At 33.5% G+C, this 13,372-nt stretch carries 14 protein-coding genes; 4 read left to right on the plus strand and 10 right to left on the minus strand.

Annotation, left to right across the window (positions count from 1 at the left end; translation table 11 throughout):
- Positions 1-25: 25 nt before the first annotated feature.
- From P0Y62_13265 to P0Y62_13285, 5 genes are all read right to left on the minus strand, one after another.
- A complete protein-coding gene (locus P0Y62_13265; GenBank protein ID WEK68813.1) occupies positions 26-1,825 on the minus strand; it encodes a hypothetical protein in 1,800 nt (599 codons plus the stop codon).
- A gap of 147 nt (positions 1,826-1,972) precedes the next feature.
- The gene (locus P0Y62_13270; GenBank protein WEK68814.1) at positions 1,973-2,998 is read right to left on the minus strand and encodes a hypothetical protein; all 1,026 of its coding nucleotides are present in this window, start codon (positions 2,996-2,998) and stop codon (positions 1,973-1,975) included.
- Between the two features lie 96 nt (positions 2,999-3,094).
- Positions 3,095-3,604, minus strand: a complete 510-nt coding sequence (locus tag P0Y62_13275; GenBank protein ID WEK68815.1) for a hypothetical protein — start codon at positions 3,602-3,604, stop codon at positions 3,095-3,097.
- A gap of 8 nt (positions 3,605-3,612) precedes the next feature.
- Complete coding sequence (locus tag P0Y62_13280; protein ID WEK68816.1) at positions 3,613-4,239, minus strand: hypothetical protein; 627 nt, start codon at positions 4,237-4,239, stop codon at positions 3,613-3,615.
- A 17-nt stretch (positions 4,240-4,256) separates the two neighbouring features.
- Positions 4,257-4,808, minus strand: a complete 552-nt coding sequence (locus P0Y62_13285; protein ID WEK68817.1) for a sigma-70 family RNA polymerase sigma factor — start codon at positions 4,806-4,808, stop codon at positions 4,257-4,259.
- Positions 4,809-4,999: 191 nt separating this feature from the next.
- Here P0Y62_13285 and P0Y62_13290 point away from each other — a divergent pair, with 191 nt between their 5' ends.
- The 4 genes from P0Y62_13290 (at position 5,000) to P0Y62_13305 (ending at position 9,544) form a co-directional block, all read left to right on the plus strand.
- Positions 5,000-5,749 (plus strand): DUF2520 domain-containing protein, encoded by a 750-nt coding sequence (locus P0Y62_13290; GenBank protein ID WEK68818.1) that lies wholly within the window; start codon positions 5,000-5,002, stop codon positions 5,747-5,749.
- Positions 5,750-5,837: 88 nt separating this feature from the next.
- Positions 5,838-6,356 (plus strand): HAD hydrolase family protein, encoded by a 519-nt coding sequence (locus tag P0Y62_13295; GenBank protein WEK68819.1) that lies wholly within the window; start codon positions 5,838-5,840, stop codon positions 6,354-6,356.
- A gap of 9 nt (positions 6,357-6,365) precedes the next feature.
- A complete protein-coding gene (locus tag P0Y62_13300; GenBank protein ID WEK68820.1) occupies positions 6,366-6,920 on the plus strand; it encodes a Maf family nucleotide pyrophosphatase in 555 nt (184 codons plus the stop codon).
- Between the two features lie 86 nt (positions 6,921-7,006).
- A complete protein-coding gene (locus P0Y62_13305; GenBank protein WEK68821.1) occupies positions 7,007-9,544 on the plus strand; it encodes a tetratricopeptide repeat protein in 2,538 nt (845 codons plus the stop codon).
- A 19-nt stretch (positions 9,545-9,563) separates the two neighbouring features.
- Here P0Y62_13305 and tsaB read toward each other — a convergent pair whose 3' ends face one another.
- The 5 genes from tsaB to P0Y62_13330 form a co-directional block, all read right to left on the minus strand.
- Entirely contained in the window at positions 9,564-10,244 is a 681-nt protein-coding gene (gene tsaB / locus P0Y62_13310) for a tRNA (adenosine(37)-N6)-threonylcarbamoyltransferase complex dimerization subunit type 1 TsaB (GenBank protein WEK68822.1), read from the minus strand.
- Between the two features lie 77 nt (positions 10,245-10,321).
- On the minus strand, positions 10,322-11,071 hold the full coding sequence (locus tag P0Y62_13315) for an SDR family NAD(P)-dependent oxidoreductase (protein ID WEK68823.1): 750 nt from the start codon (positions 11,069-11,071) through the stop codon (positions 10,322-10,324).
- Positions 11,072-11,115: 44 nt separating this feature from the next.
- Positions 11,116-11,487, minus strand: coding sequence for a YraN family protein (locus tag P0Y62_13320; GenBank protein WEK68824.1), 372 nt, complete (start codon positions 11,485-11,487; stop codon positions 11,116-11,118).
- 206 nt (positions 11,488-11,693) lie between these two features.
- Positions 11,694-12,635: an LD-carboxypeptidase gene (locus tag P0Y62_13325; GenBank protein WEK68825.1), complete on the minus strand. Its 942-nt coding sequence runs from the start codon at positions 12,633-12,635 to the stop codon at positions 11,694-11,696.
- Positions 12,632-13,318 carry a LysE family transporter gene (locus tag P0Y62_13330; GenBank protein ID WEK68826.1) on the minus strand — a complete coding sequence of 229 codons (687 nt, stop codon included), beginning with the start codon at positions 13,316-13,318 and terminating at the stop codon, positions 12,632-12,634. Before P0Y62_13330 ends, P0Y62_13325 begins: the two co-directional genes overlap by 4 nt.
- Positions 13,319-13,372 lie beyond the last annotated feature (54 nt).

Below are 13,372 nucleotides of genomic sequence, written 5' to 3' on the forward strand. Positions count from 1 at the left end.
TTATCCTTAATTTATAGGGTGAAAATTAATTTCCGAAATTCACAAAACGCGGAATATCCGTTCCAAAAGAATTTATCGGCAAAAGATTATTTCGGTTGCTGTTAAAGTCAAAAACGGAATTATTATCAAAAGGAACGCGCGGATAATACATAAAAGAAACCTGGATTCTGTTGAAAACCAGAAAAGGATTATTAATCAGAACCCCCACTCCTATTTTTGTATTCATAGTGGTTTTCAATAATTTTTCATCCGGCATTCCCAACCATCCTACTGCCGCCGTTAAATACGGACTGAAATGAAAATTCTTCCATGTTTTTTTAATGAAAAGCTGAAGCTGATATCTTAAAACGAGCTTCTTGGTTCCGATATAATCGGCTGTATACACGGGAAACTCATCTCCTGAAGAAAGATTGATTCTGTCTTTATAAGAATAATTATGTTCCGGATTTCCCAATGCTAAAGTCGGAGAAAAGAAATGTCTGGCTTTAGCAAACTTCCAGTCCATAAGATTGGTAAAATAAGTTCCATCCAAGCGGAATGACTCACGATTTTGTTTATCTTCATTAAAGAATCTCCCGAACTGAGCTCTCAGAGTAAAGTATCCGATGTTTGTAAAATCGCCATAAGAAGCAGAAATTCCGGCATAAGGAATCACATTTTTACTCCTTGATAAAGCACCTGCTGTGATATTAACTGAATTTCCATAGGCAATATCTTCAGGCAAATCATATTGGAAAATATTTTTCTGAACCGAGAATTTTCGCTGAATATATCCAACAGACATCAAAAAACTGCTGTAAGACCTGAAATACTGAAACTGGTCTGCCTCAGGACTGTCTTTGTACTGATAATTCTGAAAACGCCCTATTAAAGCAATATTACTTGATACTTTTTCACTTGGATCTGATGAAACAGGAATCTGATATCCACCCCACAAATCCTGACTATAGACTTTAATCTGGGCCTCAGGAAAAGTAGTCTCCGATTCTATCGGAAGCAAAACATTCCGCATAAAATATTCGAAATTAAAACCTCCTGCCCATTTCGTTAATGGCGAGAAAAAATCTCTTGTAACATTAAAATTGATTCTTTCATTTTTAGAAAAATCACGTTCTCCCAAAATCTGGGCATTAATGTAAGAACCAAAAAGATTGTATGCCGTATAGCTTCCCAACAAGTAATTCTGTTTTTCTTTGGAATCATTTCTATAAAGAAAATCAAATTCGTGCCCCAATCCCAAAACATTTTCTTCAGTAAGTCCCAAACCAATCTTACTTCCCGAATAACTTAGCCTCGGCTTTAAACTCCAGGAATCAAGAACTTTTACCACAACATCAACAGAATCTTTAGAAGAAGTACTGTCTGAAATGCTAATATTAACCCTGTTTATAAAAGGCATTGTTCTAAGTAAACGCTCAGATTCATAGATTTTTTGAGCATTATATTCTTCTCCTTTTTTAAAAAGCAGGTAATTATTGACCGTGGAAACTTTCGTATTGGCATGAAGATGATTGGTAAACCAATCGTACCATTTTGATTTCTCTTTTTTATCTTCAGAACCATATCCAAATGGGTCAATAGTTTGTATTCTGATCGTTCTGATATGTCTTCCATTATAAGTTTCCTGCGCCAATTTTTCTGTAGTGGTTCTGACGGAAGCTGAATCTGCTTCTCTTCGAAATATGAAACGATGGAAAAATTTGGTTACTTTTCTTTTATCAGAAAATTCTTCGATTTTGTAATAGAGCGAATCTTTCTTTTCTTGCGCATTAAGAAAAGAAAAACTGCTTAAAAAGAAAATAATAATTAGAATCGATTTGTTCATCAAGGATTAAAAATACAATAATCTTTTAGCATCAATTTATAAGCCAAATAACAGCCGCGGGACGAACAAAAAAGACTTTCCCTGCTCCTATTCTACCGAAACCAAATAAAAAAGAGAGACTCAAAAATCTCTCTTTTTATCATCCTATTAAATTTCAGAATTTTGAAAATCATATTCTCCCGTCAGAGAATCTATATACACTTCTTCTTTATCCATCTTCTGCATTTTCTTTTGCCTTGAGTTTTCTTCAATTGCCCCAGCAATACCTCCAATGAGACCAAACATTCCATAAGTACTATTTGACTGAACCGGAAAAAGCGACCCCTTATTGCTTATGATATAAAAGCCCTTCTCATTTTTATTTAATTCTATAAAGCCGGACATTGTCTTTTTATACGCTTTTCCATTTTCAACATAAGCAAACATTTTAAAAGCAGAAATCCTATTCTTTTTACTGTTTTCTTCTTTAATGGCTTTCGTGACTTCACCTTTATCATTTCTTTCAAGAACGTAATTTCCCTGCTCCGGAACCTGATTGAAAAAAGACTGATGATCCAAATAAATACCATCTTTTAGCTGATCACCTTTAAAAACCTCATAATTACTTTTGGCAAAAGTTTCATAATCCCTCAGATCATCAAAAGAAACAGATTTTTCCGTTGGTTTGATTTCATATGATTTTTTAATAAAAATAGAATAGATTGCAGGTATATTTTTGACCATAAATTCTGAAACTTCTTTATTGCTAAAGGAAAATATAGTGTCTTTTTTGTATAAGAAATGATACTGATCTCCATCTTTTAAAAATGTTTGAGCCGAAAAATCAATTTTTCCTTCTGTATTTTTCCCCACAGTTTCTCCTACGGATAATTTCAGTCTTTTTAAAATAAGGATAAATTCAAATCCTCCTCCCTGATAATTCGATTTTGTGTACCAACTTCCAAAATCATTAGAAGGTGTCGTAGGAAAAACAACCTCTTTCATTTCTTTATTTTCCCCAAAAGGCAATGTTCCGATAGATTTATCTTCCCTTTGATCAAGAACAGTAAGGAATTTATAAGCACTCCCCTCACTGTTATTGGTTATATTCCCTCTGAATTTAATTACTTCTTTGTTCTGGGCAAACAAAATCATCACAAAACAAGTCATAAAAGCCTGCAAGATTTTTTTCATAGTTTAAATTTTCCGCAAAACTAAGCATTCCATTAAAAATTAAACGACCCTCATAAATAAATTATGAGAGTCGTCCAACATTAAAAAAATAAACTATTATGGGGTTTGCTTAGGTCTTGAATTATTATCATTTCCATGAGGTTTTCTTTCATTCATTTTATCTCTCATCATTCCCTCAGATTGAAACAATTTCAAAACTTTTTGGCAAGGAATTACCTGTTGCATTTTATCTGCATACTTTTTTCTGTTATCCAACAGCTTCTGTCCCACTTCAAAACTCTGCTGAAGCTTTGCTTTTGCTTCCTCATCAGATAAAGTTTCAGGATTAAAATTGGAATTGAACTGACTCTTTATCTGCTTCTGGCTATCCAGATATTCATTATAAATCTCCGTAAATTCTGTTTTATCATTTGGGTCAATATTCAGATTTTCCATCACCATATTATTCCTGAACTTCGTAAGAAGTGCTTTTCTTTCTTCGGGAGAAAGATTATTGATAACCTCCTTCCTCTCTTTGGGATCCATTTTTTTCCAGTCATAGTCTGTCCTTTGTGCGTTTAAGGCAAAACTATAAATGATAAAAAGTGTAAATAATATCTTTTTCATCCTTTCTTTTAATTATATAAATCTAAATAAACATCCTGAGTTGAATTGCTTGCCAGTTCTGATATTTCAGAATTGGTAAATGATTCCAAATACTCATTCATTTGTGTTTCATTATGTTTCGAAACAGGCTTTACTGTTTGAGGTTTTGTTTTTTCATCTCCGTTGCCGCTGTCCTGAACATAAGAATTTTTATTATTTTGATTATCAATTATTTGATTATTATTTTCAAGGGAATTTAAATCAGATTTTAATGTTTCATAAGCGATTTCACTTTCTGTTTTCGGTTCCTGATTATTCATAGCATATGTCGCCTGAGAATTCTCTTTTTCTTTTGAATCATTATTATTTAAAACAAAAGTCATCCCAAAAATCAATGCTAATGACGCTGCTGCTGCATAAACCCAATTTAATTTGAAGATGGGTGCTTTTTTAGCAGGCAACACATTATTTAATACATTCTCCTGAATCTCCGCAAACATATTTTCAGAAATTGTATAAATATTTTTGCGTTCCATCTGTTCGAGATCAAAATCATTGAACCCGCTCAAAACCTTACCCTGAATATTTTCAAATAAATTTTCAGGGACTTTATAAATGTTTTTACGTTCTAATTTTTCTAGATCAAAGTCTTTCATCTCCGTTTTTTCAAAAATTATCTTTCGTAATTTTCTTTAATATATTCTTCTATTTTTTGTTTGGCATAATGATAATTTGTTTTTAATGTTCCTACCGACATATCTACAATCTTAGATATTTCTTCGTAAGGCAAATCATCATAATACCGCATCATAAATACCAGTTTCTGCTTTTCGGGCAGGCTTTGTATGGCGTTCTGTAGTAATATTTGTATTTCTTCTGCGCTTCCCTCCGTATTGTCGGCAATAAGATTCTGCATATGGTATTCAGGATCTTCATCGGATTTCTGCATTTTCTTCAATTTATTTACCTGCTGTAATGCTTCGTTGGTAGCAATCCTGTACAGCCAAGTATACAATTGGCTATCGTTTTTGAACTGGTGAAAATTCTGATAAGCTTTAATAAAAGTTTCCTGCAAAGTGTCCTGAGCAAGATCTCCGTCCACAATAATTCTTCTTATGTGCCAATACAATCTACTTTGATAAGCATCCATCAGAGCGCGAACTCCTTTTTCCTGAGTTCGTGGATCTTGCATCAACGAAATAATTTCCGTGTCCTTAATCTTCATAAGATGCTTTCATTGTTTTGGATTACAAAAATATCTAAAAGTTAAATTACTTATTCAATTTTTAGTCCAAATATCAAAATAATATCAGAGAGTTATGGTTTATTTCGCTTACAGATTGAATATTAAAATCATATATCCCGTTTATAACTCTTCTTTTTTAAAAACTAAACCTAAAACCCTATCTTTGTTTTATGCAAATTGTAATCATCGGTTCCGGAAATGTAGCTTACCATATGGCAAAAGCTTTTGTGTTGAACAATATTCCATTGGCACAGATTTTTGGCAGGAATGAAACAGAACTGAAGAAAATTTCTGAAGAATTAAAAGTTCCTTTTTCAACAGAAAATCTGGAAGATGCAGATTTATATCTTATTTGTGTCAGTGATAACTCTGTGGAAGATGTTTCTAAAATCATTACCAAAAAAGATTGTCTGGTTACTCATACTTCAGGATCATTACCAAAAGAAATTTTAGCAGGGGAATACAGAAAATCAAGCCTTTATCCTTTACAAACGTTTTCAAAATCTAAAGAACTGGACTATTCCAATATTCCGTTTTTTGTAGAGGCTGAAAATGAAGAAGACAAGAATTTTTTGTTTGAACTGGCTTGTAAGATTTCAAAGAAAGTAATGGAAAGTACTCATGAAAAGAGAAAATACATTCATCTAACTGCAGTTTTCGCCTGCAATTTTGTGAATCATCTTTTCTCAAGGGCTAAGGAAGTTTCGGATTCCCAGGAAATTCCATTTGATTATTTTTTGCCGCTAATTGATGAAACAGTACAGAAAATTCATGAAATTGATCCTCAGTCTGCACAGACCGGTCCTGCGGTAAGAAACGATAAAAGAATCTTGGAACTGCATGAACAGTTACTAAATGGGGAAAGTCTGGAGATTTACAAAACAATGAATCATTCCATTCAGAAAATGTATAATTTATAGAAATGTTATTGTTGAAATGCGAAGTTAATCAATCGATTTTGCTTCCGGACATTTTAACAACTTAACGATTCAACAACTTAATAATACGATGAGTTATAAAGAAAAACTAAAAGATATTAAGGCATTTGTCTTCGATGTAGACGGCGTTTTCACTGACGGAAGTGTGTATCTGATGCCCGGAGGAAATATGTGCAGGGTGATGAATGTATTGGATGGATATGCAGTCGTAAAAGCCTTAAAAAACAATTATTTAATAGGAGTAATCACAGGAGGAAATGATGAAATGGTAAAACACAGAATCAATTACTTAGGTATTGAAGATTATTATCCGAAATCTCATAATAAACTCGAAGATTTTGAAGATTTCAAAAAGAAATATCATCTTAAAAATGAGGAAATTTTAACAATGGGTGATGATTTACCGGATATTCATATCATGGAAAATTCTTCTATTGCAGCCTGCCCAGAAAATGCTGTTCCGGAAGTGAAGGCTGTTTCAGATTATATTTCTCCCATAAAAGGTGGAAGTGGAGCAGTACGTGACGTCATTGAGCAGGTAATGAAGGTTCAGGGAAAATGGCACGACGATAACACCCAATCTATTTAATTGCTGAAAATGAAGATATTATTAGCATCACAGTCTCCAAGAAGGAAAGAGCTTTTATCAAACTTAGGTTTTGATTTTGAAGTGGTAAAAATTGACTGTGAGGAAATTGTTCCTGAGCATATTAAAGTAGGAGAGGCGGCAGCTTATCTGTCTGAATTAAAATCAAATGCATTTCAAAAACTGGAAGAAAACGAAATTCTACTGACTGCGGATACCGTTGTAGCCATTGATAATCAGTTTCTTGGAAAGCCACAAAATGAAGAGGAAGCCAGAAAAATGCTGGAGTTACTTTCAGGAAAAACCCATCAGGTTTATACCGGAATTACTATTAAAACTTTAAATAATACAATCACTGAAACTGATGTTGCAGATGTTGAAATCGATGAATTAACAACTGATGAAATAGAATATTATATTCAGAATTACAGACCTTTTGATAAAGCAGGAAGCTATGGAATCCAGGAATGGCTAGGAATGGCTAAAATTAAAAAGATACATGGCAGCTTTTATACAATTATGGGACTTCCTACCCATTTGGTTTACAAAATTTTGAAAGAAATATAAAGAGTTTCAATATAAAATTTTATTATTTTTACAAAATCATCAAATCTGCTGATAATAAAATGCAGATTAGCGAGTTATATTGAATAATGAAAAAGAAAATTTTATTCCTTTTAACATCCTGTATCGTAATTTCTTGCGGAATGAAAGTCAAGAAGCCGGAACAACGATCCAAATTTTTAAAAGGTTTTTCCACATACTACAATACTCTTTTTAATGCTAAAGATGCACTAAATTCAGAGTTTCAGACCCGGGATAAAGCGCATAAAGATAATTTTTATGCTCCTTATATTCCTATTCTTACCTACGAAGATCAGCCTTTAGGAAGTGATCTTGGCCAGTCTGCCGCATTTGCTGAAAATTCCATGAAAATGGGAGGCGTAAATGGGAGAGGAGAAGGCAGCAGAATGTCACCTAATAAGTCTCCGGGAGTACCTGGAATGTCTGGGTCTGGGATACCCGGAAACCCTCAGGATCCTAATCAAGCCACTCCGAAAGGAGCAAGTGCATTAGAAATTTCTGAAGCAAAAGCTTTAAAGGCAGTTAATAAATATTCAGTAATTAAAAATGGCGAAGAGAAAAACAAAGCCATTTTTGATGCTTATATGATTCTTGCACAATCCAGAATCTATCAGAATAAACCGTTAGAAGCTCTGGATGCTTTGAACTATGTTTTTTCTAATATGAAAGGCGATAAAAGGATTCCTTTGGCTTATATTTACCAAGGTCTGGCTTATTCGCAGATGAAAAACTATAATAAAGCCCATGAGATTTTTGCCAGACTTAAGGATGAAAAAATTGATAAAGATTATAAGAAACTTTTGACTATTTTCCATGCAGAATCCTTATTGGATGCTGGAAGAAAGGAAGAAGCAGTAACAGAATTAGACCTTGCTTATGAAGTAAATAACAACAGAAAACTGAAAAGCAGAATTGCTTATTTGAGAGGACAGGTATTAGAAAATCTGGGACAAAACGAAAAAGCAAGAGAGAGTTTCTTAGCTGCCTATAAATATGCCAATGACTTTGAATTTGAAGTAAAATCTCAGATTGCCGTAGCAAAAACCTTCAATGGAAAAGGAGATTACAGCGGTGCCAGAAAATATCTTGAAGACATCAGTAAAAAAGGAACATATGCTTCCAGAAAAAATGAATTTTATTATGCTTTAGGATTAATGGCAAACAAAGCCGGAAAAACAGAAGAAGCTCAACAGTTTTTCAGAAAATCTTTAAAGGAAAAAGTTTCAGATCAACAGCTTCGCGGACTGACTTATTATGAAATAGGAAAGGGGTATTTAGATAAAAACGATTACATTGGAGCAGGAATTTATTATGATTCTGCATTAGCTGTAATGACTTACCAGCCTTCAAAAATTCTTTTACAGGATCAGTCGTCTTACATCAAGAAAATCTCTAAAAACTACTATCTGATCAAGAAAAATGACAGTATCATTTCTTTAGCTAAAATGAGTCCTGAGCAGAAAACAGACTTTTTTACCAAATATATTGCTAAGATAAAAGCAAAAGAAGAAAAAGAAGAGCTGGAAAGAAGACGTGCCGAAAGAAACAAAGGTTTTGATACAGGAGATTATAATTCTACCTCTATTTTTGCCAACAGCTCAAATTCTTTTGAAGATTTTGGAGTTGCCGCTAAAGGTTTTTATTTTGCCAATACTGGTACTGTAAGCAAAGGAACATCAGCATTTAGGCAGACATGGGGGGACAGAGCTCTTGCTGATAACTGGCGTTATTCTAAGAAAATGGCCACCCTTGAAGATATGAAAAATGAGGCGTTAGGAACCACTTCAGTACCTAATCCAAGACGTTTTGAAACGGCTTATTATATTGAACAAATTCCAACTGATATAAGCCAATTGAAAAAGGATAGAGATACAGCTTCCCTAGGATTGGGAATCATGTATCAGAATTATTTTACCAATACTCCTTTAGCTACAAAAACGCTATACGATCTGGTGGATGTGAAACCTGAAGAAAAAGTAATGCTCCAGGCACTGTACGAAATTTTTGCCATGAATTATGAAAAAAATCCACAGGCAGCCGAAAGAGCAAAACAAAAGCTTTTAACTGATTATCCGTATACTTCTTATGCGGAATTTGTAAGAAATCCTAAGAGCAATACTTTCGTAAAATCATCTGAAGATGTAGAAAACAAGTATAAAGAAGCATTTGCCCTCTACGAAGCTGAAAAATTTACAGAGAGTAAGGCTATTTTGGATCAAGCCATACAGCAGTATCCTAAAGACGCATTGATTCCTAAATTGTATCTTTTAAATGCTTTCAATTCAGGAAAAGCGAATGGAAAAGAGGTGATGATTCTTCAACTGGAGCAAATCGCCTTAAACTATACCAAAACTCCTGAAGGAATCAAAGCAAAGGAAATGCTTAATTATTTAAAAAGTGATATTAAGTTCCAGCCTACAGATAACAAAGGGAATACAGTTCCACAAAATAAAATGAATAATAATGTGGCTCCTCAGCAGCCTGACAATGCTCCTCAACAAATAGGCACATTGAATGAAGGAAATACTAAACCTGCAAAAAAGCTGAATAATCGGCCGGGAATGCAGCCTCCAAATACGAGTCCAGTCCCTGCAAAACCACAATAAAAATAAAAAAGCGAAGAAACTAATCTTCGCTTTTCTTTTTCTTTACTCCATGAAAATCCTTAAGATAAAAAGGTTCAAAGTAAGCTATATCTTCAAACTCTTTTTTATTGATTTTCTCAAGGCTCTTTTTAATTAAATATTGCGCAGAAGGGTAGATGTCTTCATTATACTCAGCATTAGGAAGCTGTAAAATTTCCTTTGCCTTTTTAGCGCCATCTCCTACAAATATTACTTTTTTGTCTTTAAATTCTTCAAAAGAATGTTCATCTAAAATTTTAGCTTCCGTTTCAGAAATCTCTTCTCCTGTTTTTCCATCATAAACTGCCGTATAAACCTCCATTCTTCTCGCATCGATCAAAGGGATTACAAAGTCATAGTTTTTACCTAAAAAGGGCTCTATCATACTTTCTAAAGAATTCACAGCAACCAATGGAACTTTCAGTCCATAACAAAAGCCTTTTGCAGAAGAAGCACCAATTCTTAATCCTGTATACGAACCCGGACCTTTTCCTAATGAAACAGCTTCGATATCTTTCACAGAAATTCCGGCTCCTTCCATAGCCCACTCAACAAAAGTATGGAGACTTTCAGACTGCTTATAATTATCGGAAACTTCCTCTGTAAGGCACAGAAGTTTTTCGTCGTCTGAGATTGCTACCGAGCAGTTTTTCGAAGAAGTTTCTAGATATAAAATTTTCATTTTTTCAGTATAATAATTTGATTGTTCAGCGATTTAACTACTAAACATTTCTGCAAATTTAAACCATTATTTTGAGACTACTTTCTGTAAATCGTTCTCGGTTCTGCCTGAGCAGTCGGATAGATCGTCATATCCGAAATACACACATGTTTCGGAGCGTTTACACAATAGGCAATAGAATCCGCTATATCTTCAGCTTTTAAAGGCTCATATCCTGCATATACAGTAGCCGCTTTTTCACCGTTTCCTTTAAATCTTACCATAGAAAAATCTGTTTCTACAGCTCCCGGTTGAATATTGGTTACTTTAATTCCGAATTCTGTTAATTCGATTCTCATTCCTTCCGAAATTACATCCACCGCTTTTTTTGTAGCACAGTATACAACTCCATTTGCATACGTTTGCCTCGCCGCTACAGAGCTTATGTTTACAATATGCCCTGAATTTCTTTCTTTCATGCCCGGAATAATCATTTTGGAAACATATAAAAGACCTTTCACATTCCCATCAATCATTGAATCCCAATCATCTGTTTTTCCCGCCGAAAGAGGATCTAAACCATGTGCATTTCCTGCATTATTAACCAGAACATCAATATCTTTCCATTCTGCAGGAAGTGAATTGACCGCTGTTTCGACTTCTTCTAAATTCCTTACATCAAATTTTAAACTAAATATTTCGGTGAAATCTGATAATTCTGCTTTTAATGATTCAAGAACTTCAGATCTTCTTCCGCAAATGATAATTCGATTTCCTTGTTTAGCAAGCAGCTCCGCTGTAGATTTTCCTATTCCGGAAGTCGCTCCGGTTACTAATATTGTTTTCATTTTATTGTAAAATGTATGATTCTAGATCGTAAACACTTGATACTTTAGTTGGCATCAAATGCTTCAAAAGCATCTTCAATATGCTCCATATTTAAGTTTCCTTTGTCATTGGGAAGAACAGAAATAATATCAAATCTCACCTCCTGATTTTTATTAAATTCTTCTAAGTAATGATTCGCCGCAGAAACGATTAATTTTATTTTGGTTTTAGTTACTGCTTCCTGAGGCAGCATAAAAGCATCTGTAGATCTTGCTTTTACTTCCACAACAACAATCAGATTATCTTTTTCAGCAATAATATCGATCTCAGCTCTTTGAAACCTGAAATTTCTCACTAAGATTTTATAGCCGTTTTTCTGTAAATATTCAACAGACAGATCTTCTGCTTTTTTTCCGAAATCGTTGTGAGTCGCCATTAAATTATAAGATTATTTTTAATACAATGAGCTATTATACAAAAGCATATGATCAGTAAAATGATCCAAAATAATGATCCATATAAAGCAAGATTGTATTCTTCTCTTTTATTCCAAATTTCCCTTAGACTTAATTTATCTCCTTTAATTAAAGATATAAAATAGACTACATACATACCTAGAGTACGAAGAAATAAGAAACCCATTTAAAACTCAACCTTAACCTTATCCTCAACCTTATCCTCAACCTTCATTTTCATCTTCCCACCAATAATCAAAGGCCGATTATCTTTAATATGACCATTTGGAAAACCAAAAACTACTGGAAAATCATACCTTGAAATTCTATTTGAAATCAACTGATAAGCAAATTCATCAAAGCTTTCTTCATATTGTTGATTCTCTTTTTCATCACCCATATTGGTCATTCCACCAATAACTAATCCTGAAATTTTATGGAACACTCCGGCTAATTCAAGACTCATGATCATCCTGTCTAGTGCATAAAAGTTTTCTCCTATATCTTCTATGAATAAAATTTTATCTTTAAAATCAAAAGAATATTTAGTTCCTAAAAGGGCATAAATTAGCGCTAAATTTCCTCCAACCAATTGTCCTTCAATTCTTCCTTGCTTATTAAATTGATGGGATTTTAAGCTGTATTTTGGAGTTTTTCCTTTTAGAATATCAAAAATTAATTCATAGCTTTCTTCCGTCACTCCAAAACTTGAAGTTTTAATGGTTTGTCCATGAATAGAAGCAAAACCTTTTTTCAACAGATAGCTTTGGATCACCGTATTGTCAGAATACCCGATATACCATTTCGGCTTTTTTGTAAAGTTTTTAATATTCAGATTCTGAATAAGATGCTGACAACCATATCCTCCTCTTGAAGCCCAAATTGCTGCTATTTCATTGTCATTTAAAGCCCAATTGATATCTTTTATTCTTTCCTGTTCTGTTCCGGCATAATTATATCCGTTTGAAAATTTGGTGTAAAGATGTTCACCTAAAACAGGTTCATAGCCTTTACTTTTAATCATTTCAATTCCTTTTTCCAGTTGGGAAGCATCTACAGCTCCTGCAGGAGAAATTACAGCTATTTTATCGCCTTTTTTAAGGGATTTTGGAAAGATCATTTTTGTCATTTGGATTTTTGATATTTTACTTCAGTTTTCTCGGCTTCTTCCAATCGTTTATCGAATTGATTGAATTTTTTGAAGCTCTGCAAAAAGATAAAGAAACTGAAAATAATAAGAATTCCGCCTACAATTCTTCTGATTTTATTCGCCAGTTTCTGGGTTAATTTATCATGGAACTGTTTAGCTAAAAATATTTTGATAAGATCGATGAACAGGTAAGTCCCGATCACAATTCCTATGTATAAAATAAAATTGCCGGTATCCGGATATTGATTTCTCACCGAAATCACCGTTACCAGCCAAAAAAGGATGACTCCTACATTTAAAAGATTGAAGAAAAAACCATTAATAAACGTTTTAAAATAATTCTGATTAATGATTTTTTCTTCACCGGGCATATGCATTTTGGTTTTTGTGACCATCATTACAATTCCATATACAAAGATAAGAATAGATGTAATTCTGTAAAAACCGGGATGTTTATCAATTAAAGTTACAATATCTGCGCTCGCATAATAAGCTGCTAAAATGCACAATAAGTCTGCAGAGATCACTCCTAAATCCAGTGCTAAAGCATGTTTAGGACCTCTGGAAAAGCTGGTTTCTATTAAAAGGAAAAAAATGGGTCCTATAAAAACCAGACTCAACATGAATCCTAATACAACAGCAGATAATATAAGTTCAAACATTCAGTATCTTTTTAAAATGAAAACTAAATTTCCATTTCATTTTATACAAATTTA

The organism is Candidatus Chryseobacterium colombiense, from assembly GCA_029203185.1.
GTDB classification, from domain to species: Bacteria; Bacteroidota; Bacteroidia; order Flavobacteriales; family Weeksellaceae; genus Chryseobacterium; species Chryseobacterium colombiense.